Origin of the sequence: Streptomyces sp. 7N604 (assembly GCF_052245475.1) — a bacterium.
Classification (GTDB): domain Bacteria; phylum Actinomycetota; class Actinomycetes; order Streptomycetales; family Streptomycetaceae; genus Streptomyces.
The window spans coordinates 57,199-76,749 of record NZ_JBQQBX010000027.1; the positions used below are offsets into that span (position 1 = coordinate 57,199).

Annotated in this window: 19 protein-coding genes; 10 read left to right on the plus strand and 9 right to left on the minus strand. The window is 71.6% G+C overall.

From position 1 onward, the window contains the following. Positions 1-173: 173 nt before the first annotated feature. Entirely contained in the window at positions 174-965 is a 792-nt protein-coding gene (locus tag ACTWP8_RS27570) for a SigE family RNA polymerase sigma factor (protein WP_443324797.1), read from the minus strand. Positions 966-1,161: 196 nt separating this feature from the next. Here ACTWP8_RS27570 and ACTWP8_RS27575 point away from each other — a divergent pair, with 196 nt between their 5' ends. From ACTWP8_RS27575 to ACTWP8_RS27595, 5 genes are all read left to right on the plus strand, one after another. Further along, on the plus strand, positions 1,162-1,398 hold the full coding sequence (locus ACTWP8_RS27575) for a hypothetical protein (protein ID WP_443324798.1): 237 nt from the start codon (positions 1,162-1,164) through the stop codon (positions 1,396-1,398). 102 nt (positions 1,399-1,500) lie between these two features. Then, a complete protein-coding gene (gene afsQ1, locus ACTWP8_RS27580) occupies positions 1,501-2,178 on the plus strand; it encodes a two-component system response regulator AfsQ1 (RefSeq protein ID WP_443319206.1) in 678 nt (225 codons plus the stop codon). A gap of 190 nt (positions 2,179-2,368) precedes the next feature. After that, positions 2,369-3,928, plus strand: coding sequence for an ATP-binding protein (locus ACTWP8_RS27585; RefSeq protein ID WP_443324799.1), 1,560 nt, complete (start codon positions 2,369-2,371; stop codon positions 3,926-3,928). Further along, on the plus strand, positions 3,925-4,536 hold the full coding sequence (locus ACTWP8_RS27590) for a hypothetical protein (RefSeq protein ID WP_443324800.1): 612 nt from the start codon (positions 3,925-3,927) through the stop codon (positions 4,534-4,536). The genes ACTWP8_RS27585 and ACTWP8_RS27590 overlap by 4 nt, the downstream gene beginning before the upstream one ends. 40 nt (positions 4,537-4,576) lie before the next feature. Next, positions 4,577-5,131 (plus strand): VanZ family protein, encoded by a 555-nt coding sequence (locus tag ACTWP8_RS27595; RefSeq protein WP_443324801.1) that lies wholly within the window; start codon positions 4,577-4,579, stop codon positions 5,129-5,131. A gap of 202 nt (positions 5,132-5,333) precedes the next feature. On the opposite strand, the gene ACTWP8_RS27600 is transcribed toward ACTWP8_RS27595, so the two are convergent. Together ACTWP8_RS27600 and ACTWP8_RS27605 are read right to left on the minus strand one after the other, a co-directional pair. Next, positions 5,334-5,744, minus strand: a complete 411-nt coding sequence (locus tag ACTWP8_RS27600) for a hypothetical protein (protein ID WP_443324802.1) — start codon at positions 5,742-5,744, stop codon at positions 5,334-5,336. 191 nt (positions 5,745-5,935) lie between these two features. Next, entirely contained in the window at positions 5,936-7,102 is a 1,167-nt protein-coding gene (locus ACTWP8_RS27605) for an adenosine deaminase (protein WP_443324803.1), read from the minus strand. A 103-nt stretch (positions 7,103-7,205) separates the two neighbouring features. On the opposite strand from ACTWP8_RS27605, the gene ACTWP8_RS27610 reads away from it, so the two are divergent. The 4 genes from ACTWP8_RS27610 to ACTWP8_RS27625 all read left to right on the plus strand — a co-directional run bounded on the left by ACTWP8_RS27610 (position 7,206) and on the right by ACTWP8_RS27625 (position 11,071). After that, positions 7,206-7,970, plus strand: coding sequence for an alpha/beta hydrolase (locus ACTWP8_RS27610; RefSeq protein ID WP_443324804.1), 765 nt, complete (start codon positions 7,206-7,208; stop codon positions 7,968-7,970). A 364-nt stretch (positions 7,971-8,334) separates the two neighbouring features. After that, a complete protein-coding gene (locus ACTWP8_RS27615) occupies positions 8,335-8,781 on the plus strand; it encodes a PaaI family thioesterase (RefSeq protein WP_443324805.1) in 447 nt (148 codons plus the stop codon). A 211-nt stretch (positions 8,782-8,992) separates the two neighbouring features. Beyond that, positions 8,993-9,748 carry an IclR family transcriptional regulator gene (locus tag ACTWP8_RS27620; RefSeq protein WP_443324806.1) on the plus strand — a complete coding sequence of 252 codons (756 nt, stop codon included), beginning with the start codon at positions 8,993-8,995 and terminating at the stop codon, positions 9,746-9,748. 99 nt (positions 9,749-9,847) lie between these two features. Continuing rightward, on the plus strand, positions 9,848-11,071 hold the full coding sequence (locus ACTWP8_RS27625; protein ID WP_443324807.1) for a PP2C family protein-serine/threonine phosphatase: 1,224 nt from the start codon (positions 9,848-9,850) through the stop codon (positions 11,069-11,071). A 77-nt stretch (positions 11,072-11,148) separates the two neighbouring features. On the opposite strand, the gene ACTWP8_RS27630 is transcribed toward ACTWP8_RS27625, so the two are convergent. Continuing rightward, entirely contained in the window at positions 11,149-12,162 is a 1,014-nt protein-coding gene (locus ACTWP8_RS27630) for a LysR substrate-binding domain-containing protein (protein WP_443319177.1), read from the minus strand. A gap of 62 nt (positions 12,163-12,224) precedes the next feature. Between ACTWP8_RS27630 and ACTWP8_RS27635 the strand changes: the two genes are divergently transcribed. Further along, positions 12,225-13,580: an MFS transporter gene (locus tag ACTWP8_RS27635; RefSeq protein ID WP_443324808.1), complete on the plus strand. Its 1,356-nt coding sequence runs from the start codon at positions 12,225-12,227 to the stop codon at positions 13,578-13,580. A 169-nt stretch (positions 13,581-13,749) separates the two neighbouring features. Here ACTWP8_RS27635 and ACTWP8_RS27640 read toward each other — a convergent pair whose 3' ends face one another. The 5 genes from ACTWP8_RS27640 to ACTWP8_RS27660 are packed head-to-tail and all read right to left on the minus strand — an operon-like array spanning position 13,750 to position 19,463. Beyond that, a complete protein-coding gene (locus tag ACTWP8_RS27640; protein ID WP_443324861.1) occupies positions 13,750-15,027 on the minus strand; it encodes a thymidine phosphorylase in 1,278 nt (425 codons plus the stop codon). Between the two features lie 11 nt (positions 15,028-15,038). Next, positions 15,039-15,461: a cytidine deaminase gene (locus tag ACTWP8_RS27645; RefSeq protein ID WP_443324809.1), complete on the minus strand. Its 423-nt coding sequence runs from the start codon at positions 15,459-15,461 to the stop codon at positions 15,039-15,041. Beyond that, positions 15,458-16,744, minus strand: coding sequence for an ABC transporter permease (locus tag ACTWP8_RS27650; RefSeq protein ID WP_443324810.1), 1,287 nt, complete (start codon positions 16,742-16,744; stop codon positions 15,458-15,460). Before ACTWP8_RS27650 ends, ACTWP8_RS27645 begins: the two co-directional genes overlap by 4 nt. After that, positions 16,741-17,856, minus strand: a complete 1,116-nt coding sequence (locus ACTWP8_RS27655) for an ABC transporter permease (protein ID WP_443324811.1) — start codon at positions 17,854-17,856, stop codon at positions 16,741-16,743. The genes ACTWP8_RS27650 and ACTWP8_RS27655 overlap by 4 nt, the downstream gene beginning before the upstream one ends. Continuing rightward, on the minus strand, positions 17,853-19,463 hold the full coding sequence (locus ACTWP8_RS27660; RefSeq protein ID WP_443324862.1) for an ABC transporter ATP-binding protein: 1,611 nt from the start codon (positions 19,461-19,463) through the stop codon (positions 17,853-17,855). The genes ACTWP8_RS27655 and ACTWP8_RS27660 overlap by 4 nt, the downstream gene beginning before the upstream one ends. Between the last annotated feature and the right edge of the window lie 88 nt (positions 19,464-19,551).

Below are 19,551 nucleotides of genomic sequence, written 5' to 3' on the forward strand. Positions count from 1 at the left end.
CCTCCACGAGAGCGAGTGCCGGTTCAGGCACAGAAGCAGGACCGAGCAGACCCCCCGGCCACTCGGTCCCGCTTCCCCCTCTCCCCACCAGTCCCCCGACAGGCGGGCCCCCGGTTGCCCCCGTATCCCCCCGGTTCCCCCCGTGCTTCCCCCGTTCCCTCTCCCCCCGGCTCTCAGGCGACCAGCTCGCCGAACGACTCCTCCTCGTTCCGGCCGAAGCTGAGCACCTCGTCCTCGCGCAGCCGGCGCAGGGAGCGCCAGATGCTGCTCTTGACCGTGCCGACGCTGATGTTCAGGATGTCCGCGATCTCCGGGTCCGTACGGCCCTCGTAGTAGCGCAGTACGAGCATGGTGCGCTGCAGCTCGGGCAGCCGGGCCAGGGCCTGCCAGAGCACGGCACGCAGCTCGGTGCCGCGCATCGCGTCCTGGTCGCCCGCCGTCTCCGGCAGCTCCTCGGTCGGGTACTCGTTGAGCTTGCGCCGGCGCCACGCGCTGATGTGCAGGTTCGTCATGGTGCGGCGCAGGTAGCCGCCGACGGCCGCCTTGTCGCTGATCCGGTCCCAGGCCCGGTAGGTCGAGAACAGCGCGTTCTGCAGCAGGTCCTCGGCCTCGTACCGATCGCCTGTCAGGTGGTAGGCGGTCGCGTACAGAGAGGCGCGGCGCTCCTGTACGTAGGCGGTGAACTCCGCCTCCGACAGGCTCTGCCGCTCCCCCGTGCCCTCCCTGTACGCCGCGCCCGCTCCCCCGTACCCCCCGTTACCCCCACTGCCCCCGTCACGGATCGTGTTCGCGCCGATCGCCTGGGGGTCCCCCCAGCGGTAGCCGGGGGAGTAGGGCAGCCACTGACGCCCGGTGCCGCGAGCGCACCCCCGCCCGTTCACGGCACCGGACTTCTCTGCGCTCCGGCCGACGTCGTGCAGACGCGTGACAACTGCGCTGGTTGTGGTGGCGTGCAGCGTGTTCATCTCGCGCCCCCCGTCGGTGGAGTCTGACCGTCATTTCCTGTTCCGGTCGGTCGCCCTCCCGGTGTCGAAAAGACTGCCGGGCCAGTTTCATCGCGCTGTCTGCCGACTGTCACAGCCGTGTCACAGGGGATGGGGTATACGGAGCGGCACCTCTGCGGCCCACACTGGACCCATACCAGCAGAGAAGTGATCCGCCATGATCAGAAAGCCGAGGAACACCGACGACCGCGAGCTGCGGCGCATGATGGCCGAGGCCGTGGAGGTGCTTCAGGAGGACCCGCCTCCGCACAGGGAGGTCGTCCGCGACGCTGTGGACACGATCGCCCTCGGGGCCATGTTCGACCAGTTGATCAAGGGAACCCAGGAGCGGCAGCGCCGCCACCGCGTACGTCTGCGCATGGCCGCGCACGGCGGCTACGCGCACGGGAGGTGACAAGGGCCCCCTTAAGCCGGCTCCGGAGGCCGATGGCAGGCCGACTAGCAGGTCAGGCGAAGGGTTGGCCCCGGCCGAGCGAGTTGGGCCAGAATGACCACCGTGCCTTTCCTGTTGCTGATCGAGGATGATGACGCCATCCGTACGGCCCTCGAACTCTCCCTGAGCCGCCAGGGCCACCGCGTGGTGGCCGCGGCCACGGGCGAGGACGGCCTGAAGCTGCTGCGTGAGCAGCGGCCCGACCTGATCGTGCTGGATGTGATGCTGCCCGGGATCGACGGGTTCGAGGTGTGCCGCCGGATCAGGCGCACCGACCAGCTGCCGATCATCCTGCTGACCGCGCGCAGCGACGACATCGACGTCGTCGTGGGCCTGGAGTCGGGCGCCGACGACTACGTGGTGAAGCCCATCCAGCCGCGAGTGCTCGACGCGCGTATCCGGGCGGTGCTGCGGCGCGGCGAGCGGGAGTCCAGCGACTCCGCGACGTTCGGCAATCTCACCATCGACCGCTCGGCGATGACCGTCACCAAGAACGGCGAGGATCTGCAGCTCACGCCGACAGAGCTGCGGTTGCTGCTGGAGCTGAGCCGCCGGCCGGGCCAGGCTCTGTCGCGCCAGCAGCTGCTGCGGTTGGTGTGGGAACACGACTACCTCGGCGACTCCCGCCTCGTGGACGCGTGCGTGCAGCGGCTGCGCGCCAAGGTCGAGGACGTGCCGTCGTCACCGACCCTGATCCGTACGGTCCGTGGTGTGGGCTACCGGCTGGACGCGCCATCGTGAGCGCCCGCCCGTCGCCCCCCGCCACCCTTCCACGCAAGGCTCCCCCAGACTTCGTCCGGGGGTACCCCCAGCGCGCCACCTCGTGTTCCGCGGCCGCCGGGCCGCACGTGACCGCGAAAGCCGCGCCTCTGCGCCGTGCGGTCGACCGTGACATGAACCGCTGGCGCGGCGGGGCGAAGGAAACGACACTGTGAGGGATCCGTCGCCGCCAGGCCGGGTGCGCGGCTGGGCGGCGACCGTACTGCGCCTGACCAGCCTGCGGCTGCGTCTTGTGGTCGTCTTCGCGCTGGTCGCCCTGACCGCCGCCGTGTCCGCCTCCGGCATCGCGTACTGGCTGAACCGGGACGCGGTGCTGACCCGTACGCAGAACGCCGCCCTCAACGACTTCCGCAAGTCGCTGGAGGACAACGCCGGTTCGCTGCCGCGGCGCCCGCCGTGCGACCAGCTCCAGGACGCCGCGAACCGGATGGCGAGCACCACGCAGCACTACGAGGTCGTGCTGATCGACCGGGAGAAGGACGGCAGCGACTGCGCCGCGCCCTCGGACTCCGAGGTGTTCACGCTGAACGTGGTGCCGCCGGCGCTGCGCAAGGCGGTCAACAAGGAGCGCCCGGCGGACGAGGGCGACGGGGTGCCGTACCACCTGTACTGGCAGCGGATCACGATAGGCGGCGACCCCTTCCTCGTCGGTGGTGCGAAGGTGATCGGCGACGGGCCGGCCGGCTACATGCTCAAGTCCCTCGCCTCCGAGCGCGACGATCTCAACTCCCTCGCCTGGTCGCTGGGCATCGCCACCGCGCTCGCGCTGATCGGCTCGGCACTGCTCGCGCAGGCGGCCGCGTCGACCGTGCTGCGGCCCGTGCAGCGGCTGGGTGAGGCGGCGAAGCGGCTCGGCGAGGGCAAGCTCGACACCCGGCTGCGGGTGTCGGGAACGGACGAACTCGCCGATCTGTCACGGACGTTCAACAGGACGGCGGAGTCGCTCGAGGAGCGGGTCGAGGAGCTGAGCGCGCGGGAGGCGGCGAGCCGGCGCTTCGTCGCGGACATGTCGCACGAGCTGCGGACGCCCCTGACGGCGATCACGGCGGTGACCGAGGTGCTCGAGGAGGAGGCCGACAACCTCGACCCGATGATCGAGCCGGCCGTACGCCTGGTGGTGACGGAGACCCGCAGGCTCGGCGACCTGGTGGAGAACCTGATGGAGGTCACCCGGTTCGACGCCGGCACCGCGCGCCTGGTGCTGGACGACGTGGACGTCGCGGACCAGGTGACGGCCTGCATCGACGCGCGGGCCTGGCTGGACGCGGTCGAACTGGACGCCAAGCGCGGCATCATGGCGCGCCTCGACCCGCGGCGGCTCGACGTGATACTGGCGAACCTGATCGGGAACGCGCTGAAGCACGGCGGTTCGCCGGTGCGGGTCTCGGTCCGTACGGCCGCCGAGGGCACCGAAGAGGCACAGCTGGTCATCGAGGTCAGGGACCACGGTCCAGGCATCCCCGAGGACGTTCTGCCGCACGTCTTCGACCGCTTCTACAAGGCGAGCGCGTCCCGCCCGAGGTCCGAGGGCAGCGGGCTCGGCCTGTCCATCGCGCTGGAGAACGCGCACATCCACGGCGGTGACATCACCGCGGCCAACTCCCCCGACGGCGGAGCGCTGTTCACCCTGCGGCTGCCCATGGACGCCTCCCGGCTCGCGCCGGGCGAGGACGGCGACGGCGGCGCGGACGACAACGGAGGCGAACGATGAGGCGGTGGCTGCGCGCGGCAGCGGCAGCGGCGGCCGCGCTGGGCGCGCTGAGCGGCGCCGCGGGCTGCGGCATCCGCGGCACGTCAGTGCCCGTGGACGCCGGTCCCGCACCCTCGCGCGCGTCCTGTGAGGTGTCCGGGGACCGGGGCGCGGCCGCGGACTCGGTGAACTCCGTGCCGGTGAAGGTCTATCTGGTCTGCAGCGCGCAGCTGCTGACGGTGGACCGTACGGTGCGGATGCCGGGCGACCGGTTCTCCACAGACCGTACGGCGGTCGGCCGCGCCCTGCTGGCCGAACTGCAGGACCAGCCGACCGCGGCCGAGGCGGAAGCCGGGTTCGCCACCGAGGTACCGGGCTCCCTGGAGGTCTCGGGTCCGCGCGAGGGGGATCCGGACGCGGCGCTGCGGCTGAGCAGGCTGCCGGACGAGCTGCCGCCGTATGCACTCGCACAGATCGTTTGCACGTTCGCGGAGACGACCGTGGCCGACGGCGGCCGCTCGGTGGTGCTCGGCGGTCCTTCGGACGACGAGCCGAAGCGCTATCCGTGCACCGAGGGCCTGCGGACCCGGCCGGACGTGGCACAGACCACGGGCACTCCGATGGGCTGAGCACGGAACCGGGCCGCCCGCGGTCCGCGTCCTCCTGGTCGTGCACCGTCTTGGCTCCGGCGACCGCCCCACCGTCCGCTTCCGCGCGACAGGACTCGTACTCCTCGTCGCGCATCTGCTGGTCGTCGGCTGGCTCACGCTGCGCCCGCTGAGGGTGCCGTGGGTGTCGGCGGCGAATCTGCGGCCGCTGGTGACGATACGGGCGGAGCTGGCGCAGGGCCCCTGGGACGCGGTGCACAGCCTCGGGCCTTCGCTGCTGCTCCTCGCGCCGCTCGGGGTGCTGCTGCCGATGGCGAAGGGCCGGCTCGCGGCGTGCGGTCTCGGTTCGCTGGCGCACACGGTGTTCACGGGTGCGATGGTGTCGCTGGGCATAGAGCTGCTCCAGACCGACGTGCCGGGACGCACGCTCGACGTGGATGATCTGCTGCTGAACACGGCGGGGGTGGCGATCGCGTATCTGCTGCTGGTGCCGCTGCTCGGGGTCGTCTTGCGGCTCCGCCGCAAGGACCGGGGTGGAACGGCGGCGGCCCTCCACCGGGAGGAGGGGTCTCAGGGGCCGACTCCGACGATCCCCAGGGTCGGGATCGCCCCGTAGAGCGGCGCTTTGTGTGCGGCCGACTGCGAAGGCGCACCGCGCGGCCCGGGACACGACCGGCCGGACGTCATGGCAAGAGCCCCTGCTCGTACGGCAGTACGGGCAGGGGCTCGGCCTTCGTCCTCGACGCGTCGGAGTCGTCGTGCGTCGTCGTGTCGTCGTGCGTCGTCGTGTCGTGTGTCGTCGGCGGATTCTCCGGGTGTCAGAGGCCCAGCGGGGCGCCGCCGAGCTTGCCGACCGGCGCCGTGTTGCCGACCGGGAGGCCGCCCAGCAGCCCGCCCTTCTTACCGCCCTTGCCGGTGTTCCCGGTGTTCCCGGTGCTCTTGATGATGTTTCCGTTGTCGCCGGTGCTCCCGGCGGTGCCGGAGGCGGTGAGACCGGCCAGGCCCTGCTGGGCGCCGGGCAGAGCCGCGCCCGTGGCCGGGGCGACGGCCTGCTGCCCGGCGCCGACGGACTCGGACGTACCGGCGGGCAGGGTCTTGGTGACCTCCCCCAGCGGCAGGCTCTGCAGCGCGTCACCGGGGACGGCGGCGGAGGCCGGGCCGGCGGCGGCAGCGGCGAAGGCGGCGCCGAGCGCGGCGACACCGAGGGTCTTGGCGGTTCCCTGCTTCATCGAAATACATCCTCGTGATGGGGGAGGTGTGCGGCGGCACCGCGACACGGGCATGGCGGAGATACGGCCATACACGGACCGTGACCGCGGGACTCCGAAAAGTAGCCAGCCAAGGCCGCTCGCCGCAAACCGCGGAAGCGGCCGGGTCATCAGAATCCCAGACGCTTCGCGCCATTCCGGGTATTCCGCCGTCAGTCCCGCGAGGCGTCGGAACCGCTGGTCACCGTGGGTCCTGCGGCACTCTGGCGGAACAGCCACTCCGACTTCAGCTCGGCATATCCGGGCTTGATCACGTCATTGATCATTGCCAGACGTTCGTCGAAAGGAATGAACGCTGATTTCATCGCATTGACGGTGAACCACTGCATGTCATCGAGCGTGTACCGGAACGTCCTCACCAGGCGCTCGAATTCGATGCTCATGCTCGTGCCGCTCATCAGCCGGTTGTCGGTGTTGACCGTGGCCCGGAAGTGGAGACGGCGCAGCAGCCCGATGGGGTGCTCGGCGTACGAGGCGGCGGCGCCCGTCTGGAGGTTGGAGGTCGGGCAGAGCTCCAGCGGGATGCGCTTGTCGCGGACGTAGTTGGCGAGGCGGCCGAGCCGGACCGTGCCGTCGTCGGCGACCTCGATGTCGTCGATGATCCGGACGCCGTGGCCCAGCCGGTCGGCGCCGCACCACTGGAGCGCCTGCCAGATGGACGGCAGTCCGAAGGCCTCGCCGGCGTGGATGGTGAAGTGATTGTTCTCCCGCTTCAAGTACTCGAAGGCGTCGAGGTGGCGGGTGGGCGGGAAGCCCGCCTCCGCGCCGGCGATGTCGAACCCGACGACGCCCAGGTCGCGGTAGCGGTTGGCGAGTTCGGCGATCTCCAGGGCGCGGGCCGCGTGCCGCATCGCGGTCAGCAGGGCGCCGACGCGGATACGGAGGCCGTTGCCCCTGGCCCGCCGCTCGCCCTCGCGGAAGCCCTCGTTGACGGCCTCGACGACCTCTTCGAGGGTCAGCCCGCCTTCGAGGTGCTGCTCGGGGGCGTACCGGACCTCGGCGTAGACGACTCCGTCCGCGGCCAGGTCCTCGGCGCACTCGGCGGCGACCCGGACCAGGGCGTCGCGGGTCTGCATGACGGCGCAGGTGTGCGTGAAGGTCTCGAGGTAGCGTTCCAGCGAGCCGGAGTCGGCGGCCTCCCGGAACCAGTTGCCGAGCTTGTCGGGCTCGGTCTCCGGCAGACCGCTGTAGCCGGTCTCGCGGGCCAGGTCGACGATGGTGCCGGGGCGCAGCCCGCCGTCGAGGTGGTCGTGCAGCAGCACCTTGGGGGCCCGGCGGATCTGGTCCGGGGTCGGTGTGGTGATGGTCTCGCTCGTCATCTCCGCACTGTAACGCCTACGCGCGTAGAGGGCTCCGATAGATACGGAACGGTGACCCGCACGCGGGGTGGAGTACACCCCTGCGTCTGCCATCGTTTCAGACATGGCTCAGCAAGCAGCGCCGGTGCGGGGTGCCCGGCTGGGGCGGGCGGTCGGGGCGACCGGCACCGGTGAGACGGTCCACGGAGTGCTGCTCCTGCTGCCCGGCGGCGAGCCGGTGAGCACCCGGCGGCCCTCGCCGGTCACCGCGGCGGCCGCGCGGCCGATAGCCAGGCGACTCGCCCGGGAGGGCCGTGGCGACGGGCTCGTGGCGCACGTCGTGCGCTACCGCTACCGCGGCTGGAACGGCTCCAGCTCCCACCCGGTCGCGGACGCCCACTGGGCGGCGGACGAGGCCGTACGGCGCTACGGCGACGTGCCGGTCTGCCTGGCCGGTACGGACATGGGCGCCCGCGCCGCCCTGCGCGCCGCCGGGCACCCGGCCGTCAACTCCGTACTCGCGCTTGCCCCCTGGCTGCCGGGCCCCGGGACACCGGAGGGCCCCGATCCGGTGAAGCAGCTGAGCGGGCGGCGGGTGCTGCTCGTGCACGGCACGGACGACGAGCGGACCGATCCCGAGCTGTCGTACCGCCTCGCGGAGCGGGCGAAGAAGGTCAACCGGGATGTGTGCCGCTTCGAGGTGCACACGGACGGGCACGGCCTGAGCCAGCATCGCTCCGAAGTCCTCTCGCTGGCCGTGGACTTCATACTGGGCGCGCTCTTCGCCCGCGGCTTCTCCCGCCCGGTGGCCGACGCGCTGGCGGCTCCCCCGCCGCTGGGACTGCGGATGCCCCTGGCGGCGGGCTTCGGCGCGGCGCTGCGCCACTGAGGCTGGTTTGTGGGCGTTCGTTCCGCGGGGCGGAACGAATGCCCACAACGTGGGATCACCCCCTAGTCATCCCCTGGTCAGGGCATCCACGCCCCGACGGTCCCTCGTGTAGGCGGAGCCCGCCCAGGCCAGGGTGCGGAGCAGCATTACTTGAATCTGACGTCAGGTTCAAGTATAACGAGCCGCAATGGAACTGCGCCAAGCGCTATCAGGCGGATCCGCTCGCGTTCACGGACGGGTCCGTGTATCCCGCCGAGGGCGTCTACGAGCGGCCCCGGATTCAAGGTCTGGGAACCGGGGGAGCCCTCGGCCTTCTGAGAGATCCGCCCGAACAATTCGCCGATCAGCAGGGAGCTTTCCGGATATGACAGCATCGAAGGCAGCGAACCCCGACTTCGCGCAGGCCGTGAAGAGCGCGGTGCTGAGCATGCCGGCCGCGCAGCACCTGGGCTTCGACTTCGGTCGGGTGGAACCAGGAGAGGTCGAGATCATTCAGCCGTACCGCAAGGCACTTACGGAGCACAGCGGCTTCTTCCAGGGTGGGGTGATCGGTTCACTGGCGGACTTCGCCGGAGGATCGGCGGCCGGCACCTTGCTGCCGCCCGGGTGGGTGAACATGACCATCGATTACACCGTCAAAATCCTGGCTCCGGCGAAGGGCGAGAAGCTCATCGCACGCGGCCGGGTGGTCAAGGCGAGCACCACCATCACGGTCGCTGCGGCCGATGTCTTCTCGGTCGGCCAGGCCGAGGAGAAACTGTGCGCCACGGCCTTTGTGACCATGCGCAATATCAAGCTGCACAAGGCCTGACGCCCGGTGCCGGACGACGAACGAGCACCTTCCCGTCGTTGACCGTGCGCAACGCGCCGCGGGACTCGTCGATCACCGGACGGCCCGGGTAGCTGGGTCGGTGGCCGTGGCCAGTTGCAGAAGGCGGCCGAGGCGATCGACGGGCGGTGGCCCCCGGCTGCGGCGGCTGCAGGTCCTTGCCTGCGCCGGGCAGGGGGCGCACGCTGGAGTCATGGCTGCTCAGGGCCCTACGCTCATCTCTTCCGTGCAGCGGGCGTTCCGTCTGCTGGAAGCCGTGGGTGCACACGAGAGCGGCGCGCCGGCGAAGCAACTGGCGCGCGAGGCGGGGCTGCCTCTCGCCACCACGTACCACCTGCTGCGCACCCTGGCCCACGACGGGTACGTCCAGAAGCTCGCCGACGGCGGGTTCGTCCTCGGGGACAAGCTGCACGCGCTGCACACCGGAAGTCGTGATCAGGCGCTGCTCAGCCGCATCCGCCCCACGCTCGCCGCGCTGCGGGACGAGCTGTCGACCGCCGCGTACCTGACCTTCTACGAGGAGGGCGAGATCCGGGTCGCCGAGATCGTCGACGGTCCCCGGGCGCCGCGGGTCGACCTCTGGGTGGGGTTCGAGGACGCCGGGCACGCCACCGCCCTGGGCAAGTGCGTCCTGCGGGAGCTGGACGAGGACTCCCGCGACGACTACCTCTCCCGGCACCCGCTCGCCGACCTCACCCCGCGCACCATCACCCGCCGGCCCGAGCTGATCCGACGGCTCGAGTCGTCCCCCGCCACCCCGGCCGTTCTGGACCTGGAGGAGTACTCCCTCGGTACGGTCTGCGCCGCTGTGCCCGTCTACATGGGGGACACGCTCGGCTCGCTCGGCGTCTCTCTGCCGGCGGGCCGGCTCTCGCGCCTCGACCAGATACGGGAGCGGCTGGTCCCGACGGCGAGCCGCGTGACCAGGAGCCTCTCGCTCACTATGTGAAATTCCTGTCCTTGTGACGCCCGCGGGCAGCCTGTTCCCTGGATGAAACAGACATTCAGGCACACATGTCGCGAACAGATGAGGACTCCGGACGAGCACATGAGTCAGGCACGAGACCATCAGCACCACTGGCCACGCGCCGCCGCCCACTTCGCCGCCGCCCACTTCGCCGCCACTGTGCCCATATTGATCATCGTCGCCGCTGTGCTCCTCGCCCTCCTCACCGGCGCCATGAGCTGGCTGACGCTGCTCGCCGTCGCGCCCGCGCTGGCCGCCGCCACCAGCAGGCCGCTCGGGGTCCTCAGGACCGGCTTCCTCGCCGTGGCACTGGGCGCCACGCTCGGGGCCTGGCACGGCGTGCCGGGCCGCGAGCTGGCGATCGTGCTGTCCGCGCTGGTCGCCGTCACCCTGGCGAGCAGCCTGGCCGGCGCGCTGCGCGAGCGCCGCGAACAGGTGCTGGCCGCCGTCCGCTCGGTCGCCGAGGCCGCACAGCACGCCCTCCTCAAGCCGGTGCCGGCGACCGTCGGCGAGTTCGAGGTGGCCGTCCGCTACAGCGCCGCCGCGGCCGAGGCCCGTATCGGCGGGGACCTCTACGCGCTGCTGCCCACTCCGTACGGAGTCAGGCTGATCGTCGGCGACGTGCGCGGCAAGGGTCTGCCGGCCGTGAGCACCGCGGCGCTCGTGCTCGGCGTCTTCCGCGAGGCCGCCTACGACGAACCCGATCTCCTCGACGTCGTCGGCAGGATCGAGCGGAGCCTGGCGCGCAACCTCGGCTCCGACGACTTCGTCACCGCCGTGGTCGCCGGGTACCCCGCGACCGGGCGTATGGAGATCGTCAACTGCGGGCACGCCCCTCCGCTGCTGGTGCGCGGATCCGGCGTCACGGCCCTCGAGCCGGTCCACCCGGCCCCGCCGCTGGGGCTGCGCGCCCTCACCGGCGAGACCCCGAGCCTTCAGGTACTGCCGTTCGCCGACGGGGACCAGCTGCTGCTCTACACCGACGGGGTCATCGAGGCCCGCAACGACGGCCGTGAGTTCTATCCGCTCGTCGAGCGGGTGACGCGGCACGCGTCCGACGAGCCGGCCCGTACGCTCGACGCGCTCCACGAGGAGCTGCTGGCGCATGTGGGCGGTCGGCTGCACGACGATGCGGCGCTGCTTCTGCTCCGCAAGCCGGCCGCTTCGGGCACGGTGCCCGCCAGGAGGTCCGCCGAGGCCCCCGGCGCGCTCGGCAGCCGTACGAGCCGGCGGGCCGAGGAGATCCTGTTCGGCCCGGACGACCTCGCCGCCGGAGGTCTGGCGGGATGCCCCGGCTCCGGGTGAGCCGGGCCCACCCGCCAAGCCGGCCCAGCCGTCCCCGGAACCGGGGAGGGATCCCATCCGTACGGCCGCGTGGCCCCTCAGCGGGGAAGCAGTTGGCCGCGGCGGGAGAGGAGGAAGCGCTTGAATGCGGTCACCGGCGGGGTGTCCGGGCGGCCTTCGAGCCACGCGACGCCGATCTCGCGGACCGCGCGCGGCGCCGTGACCGTCAGCTCCGCGACGCCGGGGCGCGGTACCGCCGGGGGCGGCAGCAGGGCCACCCCCAGCCCCGCCGCGACCAGCCCGCGCAGCGTCTCCGCCTCCTCGCCCTCGAAGGCGACCCGCGGCGTGAACCCCGCCTCCGCGCACAGCGCATCGGTGATCCGCCGCAGCCCGTAGCCCGGTTCCAGGGTGACGAAGAGCTCGCCCGAGGCCTCGGCGAGGCGTACGCGCTTGCGTGCGGCGAGGCGGTGGTCGTCCGGCACGACCAGGCGGAGCCTCTGTTCGTCCAGACGCCGGGCCACCAGGTCGGGCGCGTCCGGCATCGGCGAGGTCAGGCACAGGTCGAGTCCGCCCGCCCGCATCCGCTCGATCATCGCCTCGCCGTAGTTCTGGACGAGCTGGAAGCGGACCCGCGGGTGTTCGGCGCGGAAGGTGCGCAGCAGGCCGGGGACCGTCTCGGAGCCGAGGGTGTGCAGAAAGCCGAAGGCGACCTTGCCCGCTGCCGGGTCGGCGTCGGCCCGTACGGACTCGGCAGCGCGCTCGACCTCTGCCAGCGCGCGCTCGACCGAGCCGAGGAAGGAGCGGCCGGCGGGCGTCAGCGAGAGCGTGCGGCCGTGGCGGGCGAACAGGGCGACGCCCAGGTCCTGTTCGAGCCGCACCATCGCCCGGCTGAGGGTCGACTGCGGCACCGCCAACTGGTGTGCGGCGCGCGTCACATGCTCGTGCCGCGCGACGCCCGCGAACTGCGCCAGCCGCGGCGCGAGGAGTGCGGGCCAGGACTCCGGGTCGAGCTCGGCCGCGCCGGGCTCGCCCGTTGGCCGTCCTGTTGCCCGGATGTCTTCTTCGTTGCTGTTCGGTGACGTACGCGGTCGTGAACTGCGGTCATGCGCCATGGGAACGATTATGACGAGTTCGTGCATTGGACGCATGAAACGGGGGTGCCTACGTTGGATACATGCCTCCTGCAGATACCGGGGCGTCCACCACCCTCGTGGACGCCTCCACCGCACCGTCCAAGTCCTTCGACGACCCGAACCCGGAGGCCACCAAGCTGCGCCCCGGCGGCCCCGGTTACCACCGGATGAACGCCGCCCTGTTCGCGGCGGGAGTCGCCACCTTCGCGCTCCTCTATTCCACCCAGGCGCTGCTGCCCGCCATCTCCGCGGGCTTCGGCGTGACACCGGACGCGGCGAGCTGGACGGTGTCCGCCGCGACGGGCGCCCTCGCGCTTGCCGTACTCCCGCTCAGCGCGGTGTCCGAGCGGTTCGGGCGCCGGGCGATGATGACCGCCTCGCTGACGGTCGCGGCGCTCGTGTCGCTCGTCGTGCCCTTCGCCCCCGACCTCGGCACGCTGGTCGCCCTGCGCACCGTCCAGGGCGTCGCACTCGCCGGTCTGCCCGCCTCGGCGATGGCGTACCTGGCGGAGGAGGTACGGGCGAAGGCGCTGGTCGGCGCGATCGGGCTGTTCGTGGCGGGCAACAGCATCGGCGGCATGTCGGGGCGGATCGTCACCGGCTGGGTGGCCCAGGCCTGGGGCTGGCGGGCGGCGCTCGCCGCGGTCGGTCTGCTGGCGGTGCTGTGCGCGGTGGCCTTCCGGCTGCTGCTGCCGAAGGCCCGGCACTTCACGCCGTCCGCGGTCAGCCCGCGGGCGCTGGCCCGCACGGTCAGCGGCCACCTGTCCGACCCGCTGCTGTGCCGGCTGTACGCGATCGGCGCGCTGTTCATGACGGTCTTCGGCGCGGTCTACACGGTGATCGGCTACCGGCTGGTGGGCGAGCCGTTCGGCCTCCCGCAGGGCGTGGTCGGCTCGGTCTTCCTGGTGTACCTGGTCGGTACGGTCTCGTCGGCGGCGGCCGGCCGCCTCGTGGCCCGCCTCGGGCGGCGCGGCGCGCTCTACGCGGCGGTGAGCACCACGGCCGCGGGCCTGCTGCTGAGCCTGTCGGACGCGCTGGCCGCGGTGCTGGCCGGTCTCGTGCTGATCACCGCGGGCTTCTTCGCGGGCCACGCGGTGGCGTCCTCGTCCGTGAGCCGCGCGGCGACGACGGGCCGCGCGCAGGCCTCGGCGCTGTACCAGACGGCGTACTACGTGGGCAGCAGCGCGGGCGGCGCGCTGGGGGCGCTCGCCTACAGCGCGGCTGGCTGGGCGGGCACGGTCGCCCTCGGCCTGCTGGCCGTCCTGACGGCGGCGGGCATCACGATCTACGCGACGCGACGGGCCCTAACGGACCGCCGCGCGGCGGCCAACCGCCGCGCCCGAGCGGCCCACCCGGCGGGCCGGGGCCGCGCGACGGCAGTGGCGGCGCGGTCGTAACCGGCGCCCATGCGCATATCGCCGAAGGGCCGCCCACCGCCGGTGGGCGGCCCTTCATCGTGGGACGGCGGGGGTACTCCGCGCGGCACTCGGTCCGTGGCCGCTCCAGCACGCCGAACGGGACCGGGGGTCCACCGGTCCCGTTCACCCGTACCAGGAAAATCGCAGGTCAAGCTATACGTTCCAGCACCACCGGCGTCGGTTCGTACGCCGTGCCGGGCGAGGCGATGTCGATGGCGCCGTCCAGGGACTGGAGCGCGTAGTCGAACCTCTCCGGCGTGTCCGTGTGGAGGGTCAGCAGCGGCTGGCCCTCCGTCACCGTCTCGCCCGGCTTCGCGTGCAGTTCCACGCCCGCGCCCGCCTGGACCGGGTCCTCCTTGCGGGCGCGGCCCGCGCCGAGGCGCCAGGCGGTGACGCCGACCGCGTAGGCGTCGAGGCCGACCAGGACGCCGGACTCCGGTGCCGTGACCACGTGCTGTTCGCGGGCCACCGGCAGTGCCGCGTCAGGGTCGCCGCCCTGGGCCGCGATCATGCGGCGCCAGACGTCCATCGCGGAGCCGTCCTCGAGGGCCTTCGCCGGGTCGGCGTCCTTCAGGCCCGCCGCGTCGAGCATCTCGCGCGCGAGCGCGAGGGTGAGCTCGACGACGTCGGCCGGGCCGCCGCCCGCCAGGACCTCCACCGACTCGCGGACCTCGAGCGCGTTGCCCGCGGTCAGCCCGAGCGGGGTCGACATGCCGGTGAGGAGGGCGACCGTCTTCACGCCGTGGTCGGTGCCCAGGCCCACCATCGTCGAGGCCAGCTCACGCGCGTCGTCCAGGTTCTTCATGAAGGCGCCCGAGCCGACCTTCACATCCAGCACCAGCGAGCCCGTACCCTCCGCGATCTTCTTCGACATGATCGAGGAGGCGATGAGCGGAATGGCCTCGACCGTGCCGGTGACGTCGCGCAGCGCGTAGAGCTTCTTGTCCGCGGGCGCGAGCCGGTCGCCCGCCGCGCAGATGACCGCGCCGGTGTCGCGCAGCACGGCCAGCATCTCCTCGTTGGTCAGCCGCGCACGCCAGCCGGGGATGGACTCCAGCTTGTCGAGGGTGCCGCCGGTGTGGCCGAGTCCGCGGCCCGACAGCTGCGGTACGGCGGCTCCGCACGCGGCGACCAGCGGGGCCAGCGGCAGCGTGATCTTGTCGCCCACACCGCCCGTCGAGTGCTTGTCGGCGGTCGGGCGCGGCAGCGACGAGAAGTCCATGCGCTCGCCGCTGGCGATCATCGCGGCCGTCCAGCGGGCGATCTCGGCGCGGTCCATGCCGTTGAGCAGGATCGCCATGGCGAGCGCCGACATCTGCTCGTCGGCGACCTCGCCGCGCGTGTAGGCGTCGATGACCCAGTCGATCTGAGCGTCCGTCAGACGGCCGCGGTCGCGCTTCGTACGAATGACGGAGATGGCGTCCATCAGGCGCTCCATCAGGGCTTCCTCCGCAGGCGTTTGAGGTCCTCGGGGCCGAAGGCGTCGGGCAGCAGATCACGCAGCGGGTGAGGTCCCGAGGGGGTGTCGACGAGCATCTCCGGGCCGCCGTGCTCCCACAGCAGCTGGCGGCAGCGGCCGCAGGGCATGAGCAGGTCGCCGTCCGGGCCGACGCAGGTGAAGGCGGTGAGCCGGCCGCCGCCGGTCGCGATCAGCTCGGAGATCAGGCCGCATTCGGCGCACAGCGCGACCCCGTAGGAGGCGTTCTCCACATTGCAGCCACCGACGGTGCGGCCGTCGTCCACGTACGCCGCCGCGCCCACGGTGAAGCCGGAGTACGGGGCGTAGGCCCGGGACATGAGGTCCCGGGCCCGCGTCCGCAGGGCCTCCCAGTCGGTGCCCTGCCCGCTCTCGGCGCTCATGTGCTCTGGCCCCTGCGGTAAGGCTTTCCGATGGCTCTCGGGAAGCGGAGCCGCTGGGCGAAGAGCGCCAGGACGACCAGCGTGGTGATGTACGGCGCGGCGCGCACGACTTCGCCCGGCAGCTCGTCGGTCGTCACGTACCAGACCACCAGCAGGACGCTGACGACCACGTTGATCCCGGCGCCCAGGTACTTCTTGCGGTACGCCTGCCAGATGGCGATGCCGAGCGTGAGCGCGGCGATGAGCAGGAGCAGGGCGTGCAGCGAGGCGCCGCCGCCGCGCAGCTGGAGGGCGTCGGTGAAGCCGAATAGACCGGCTCCCATGGCGAGTCCACCGGGCCGCCAGTTGCCGAAGATCATGGCCGCGAGGCCGATGTAGCCGCGGCCGCCGACCTGGCCCTCGTTGTAGATGTGGATCGAGACGAGGGAGAGGAAGGCGCCGCCCAGACCGGCGAAGCCACCGGAGGCGAGCACGGCCGCGTACTTGTACGCGTACACGTTCACGCCGAGCGACTCGGCCGCCGTGGGGTTCTCCCCGCAGGAGCGGAGGCGGAGCCCGAACGCGCTGCGCCACAGCACGAAGAAGGTGCCCACGAACAGGACCGCGGCGATGATCGTGACGACCGAGAGGTTGGTGACCAGGCCGCCCAGGATGCCCGCGGTGTCCGAGATCAGGAACCAGTGCTCGCCCTCGACCGTGGCCAGCCAGTCGGACAGGCCGGGCACGGTCACGGTCGGCAGGCTGTCGGACGCGGGCGACTGGCGCGGGCTGCCGCCCATCTCGGCGGCCTCCCCCGTGGTGAAGCTGACCTTGGCGAGGTACGTGGTGACGCCCACCGCGAGGATGTTGACCGCGACACCGGAGACGATGTGGTCGACCCCGAAGGTGACGGTGGCGATGGCGTGCACGGCTCCGCCGATCATGCCGCCCGCGATGCCCGCGAGCAGACCGACCCACGGACTGGTCTGCCAGCCCGCCCAGGCCCCGAAGAAGGTGCCGAGGATCATCATGCCCTCGAGACCGATGTTGATCACGCCCGCCCGCTCGGACCACAGGCCGCCCAGCCCGGCCAGCGCGATGGGCACGGCGAGTTGGAGGGCGCCGGTGATCAGGGCGGCCGAGGTGAGCGTGCTGGTGCCGGAGATCGCCCGGACCGCGGATACGGCGACGAGGCCCGCCGCGATGATCAGCAGGACGACGGGGAGGGTGAGCTTGCGCCTGCCCACGGCCGCCGGTGTCGCACCGGTCACGGTGGGCGAGGTTTCCGGGGGAGTGACGCTCATGCCGACGCCTCCTGCTTGTCGGTGTTGGCACGGGCCTGGGCGGCGAGTTCTGCCCCGACCTTCTGCTGCTGGCGCTTGAGGCCGTGGCGGCGCACGACCTCGTAGGAGATGACGACGCAGAGCACGATCGAGCCCTGCATGATGCCGACGAGCTCGCGGTCGTACCCCTCGAACTCGAGCCTGTTGCTGGTGCGTTCGAGGAAGCCCCAGAGGATCGCGCCGAGTGCGATGCCGACCGGGTGGTTACGGCCGAGCAGGGCGACCGAGATTCCGGTGAAGCCGACACCTTCGGGGAAGTCGTTGCCGTACGAGAAGCTGTCGTTGAGCAGGATCGGCATGCCGATCAGCCCGGCCATGGCGCCGGAGAGCACCATGCTGGTGACGACCATGCGCTTGACGTCGACGCCGCTGGCCTGGGCCGCGGTCTCCGAGGAGCCCACGGCGCGCAGGTCGAAGCCGAACCGGGTGCGGCCGAGCCCGAACCAGTACACGACCCCGGCGAGTGCGGCGATCACGATGAAGCCCCAGAGGGTGCCGCCCGCGGTCTCGATGTCGAAGAAGTGCGCGGACTCGGGGATCTCGGTGGTGGACACCTGGGTGCCGGCCGGGTCGAGGTGGCCGAGGCGGCCTTCCTTGAGCAGATAGACGATGATCGAGGTCGCGATGAAGTTCAGCATGATCGTCGTGACCACCTCGCTGACACCGCGGGTGACCTTGAGCAGCCCCGCGATCCCGGCCCACATCGCCCCGACCGCCATCGCGGCGAGCATGATCATGATGATCTGCAGCGGGCCGGGCAGGGTCAGCGCACCGCCGAGGGCCGCGGCGAAGAAGGCCGCGAGCCGGTACTGGCCGTCCACGCCGATGTTGAACAGGTTCATCTTGAACCCGATGGCCACGGCGAGGCCCGCGAGGTAGTACGTCGTGGCCTTGTTGAGGATGTAGACCTGGCTGTCCGACTTGATGCCGTAGTCGAACATGATGCCGAAGGCGCTGAACGGCTCCTTGCCCGTCGCCAGCAGCACCAGCGCGGTGATGACGAACGCGCCGAGCACGGCGAGCAGCGGAGCGGCGATCCCCAGGATCAGCCGCTCTTTGTCGAACTTCTTCATCGGGCCTCTCCCCCGGGGGTGTCGCCTTCTCCATGCTCCAGGTGACCGCTGGCGGCGCCGGTCATGGCGCTGCCCAGCTCCTCCGGGGTTACGGTCGCGGGGTCGGCGTCGGCGGTCAGCCGTCCCCGGTACATCACACGCAGCGTGTCGGACAGGCCGATCAGCTCGTCCAGGTCGGCGGAGACCAGCAGCACCGCCATGCCCTCCCGGCGTGCCTCGCGGATCTGGTCCCAGATCTGGGTCTGCGCGCCGATGTCCACGCCTCGCGTCGGGTGCGCGGCGATCAGCAGCTTGGGCTTGTGGCTCATCTCCCGACCGACGATCAGCTTCTGCTGGTTGCCGCCGGAGAGCGAGGCGGCGGTGACCTCGATGCCCGGGGTGCGTACGTCGTACTGCTCGACGATGCGCCGGGTGTCGCGCCGGGCGGCGGCCGGGTCGAGCAGCCCGCGCCTGCTGTTGGGGGCCTCGGTGACGTGGCCGAGCATGCGGTTCTCCCACAGCGGGGACTCCAGCAGCAGGCCGTGCCGGTGCCGGTCCTCCGGGATATAGCCGAGGCCGCGCTCGCGGCGGCCTCGGGTCGGCAGGTGGGTGATGGGCTCGCCGTCCAGCGTCACGGTCCCGGCGTCCGGATCGCGGATGCCGACGATGGCCTCGACGAGCTCGGACTGGCCGTTGCCCTCAACCCCGGCGATGCCCAGCACCTCGCCGTGGTGGATGGTGAAGCCGATCCGGTCCAGCACGGTGCGCACGGTGCCGTCGGGGTCGGTGGCGCTCAGGTGGAGGCCCTCGACCTGGAGTATCGGCACGTCGGTCACGGTCGACTCGGTGGTCTCGGGCGAGGGCAGCTCGGTGCCGACCATCAGCTCGGCGAGCTGCTTGGACGTCACCTCGGCCGGGTCGACGGAGGCCACGGTGGTGCCGCGGCGGATCACGGTGATCCGGTCGGCGACGGCCAGCACCTCGCCGAGCTTGTGCGAGATGAAAATGACGGTCAGGCCCTCGGACTTCAGCTCCCGCAGGTTGTCGAAGAGCGCGTCGACCTCCTGCGGGACGAGGACGGCGGTGGGCTCGTCGAGGATGAGCGTGCGCGCGCCCCGGTAGAGGACCTTGAGGATCTCCACGCGCTGCCGGTCGGCGACGCCGAGGTCCTCGACGTGCACATCCGGGCGGACGCCGAGGCCGTACGCGTCCGAGATCTCCTGGATCTTCGCGCGGGCGCCGCTGCCGATGCCGTACAGCTTCTCGGCCCCGAGGACGACGTTCTCCAGGACGGTGAGGTTGTCGGCCAGCATGAAGTGCTGGTGCACCATGCCGATGCCGCGCGCGATGGCGTCGGCGGGCGAGTGCAGCTCGGCCCGCTCGCCGTCGATCGTGATGGTGCCCTCGTCGGGACGCTGCATCCCGTAGAGGATCTTCATCAGGGTCGACTTGCCCGCGCCGTTCTCGCCCACGAGAGCGTGCACGGTACCGCGCTGCACGGCGATGTCGATGTCATGGTTGGCCACGACTCCCGGGAACCGCTTGGTGATCCCGTGGAGCTCGACAGCGTTGGCTGTCGGCGAGCCGGATGCGGGAGGGGCGCCGGCAGGGGCGCTGGGGGCGTTGATGGCGCACTCCTCTGGGGGTGAGGACGGTAGCGACGTGCAAGGCCCGGGAGAGAAGCTGCGGTCCTCTCCCCCGGGCCCCGGTGACGGG